The organism is Methanobacterium sp., assembly GCA_030017655.1.
Lineage (GTDB): Archaea > Methanobacteriota > Methanobacteria > Methanobacteriales > Methanobacteriaceae > Methanobacterium_D.
In genome coordinates, this window is sequence record JASEIM010000085.1 from 1 (window position 1) to 619 (window position 619).

Sequence of the window (619 nt, forward strand, 5' to 3'; positions counted from 1 at the left end):
AGGCGGTAGAGCGATGCCTTGGTAAGGCATAGGTCGGGGGTTCGAATCCCCCCTGAGGCTTTTTAAGACATAATTTTGAATTTTGATAGCAGATAAAAGAAATACTATAACTAATTAAATTCTCTATAATTTAGTTCTACACCTAAATAAAAATATTAAATATTTTAAATCCTTAATCCAAGAATAAATTGTAAATATAAGATCAATTGTATTATTTTCTGATGTGATAAAATGTCAAAGACATTAGATATTGTAATGGCTGGAGTAATATCAGGAATTGTAGCATTTACTACAACTCAGATAGGAATAGCCGGTACAGTGATCGGAGCTGTTCTGGGAGCAATGCTTTACCAGATCATGAATCATTTTTTAAAGGAGCCTTTGGGGAATATAAATACTCAGAAGATAGAAACACGTATAGTGTTTATCCTACCTTTGATAATCATTTTAGTTATTGAATTACTCTACATTCTATCATCAATTTATTGGGAACCACAAAAAATTATACAATTTTTACAAGGCGCTACAGGATGGAACCTTTTTAGATCAATTGGTTTTGGGCTAATATTAATGGGACTATATTCAATCATAGTACCTGAAAATATCAAAAGAAAATATG

1 protein-coding gene is annotated in these 619 nt (G+C 31.3%); it reads left to right on the forward strand.

The window, feature by feature from the left end:
* Positions 1–231: 231 nt before the first annotated feature.
* A partial coding sequence (locus QMD61_11735; protein ID MDI6725304.1) for a hypothetical protein occupies positions 232–619 on the forward strand: 388 nt, incomplete at its 3' end.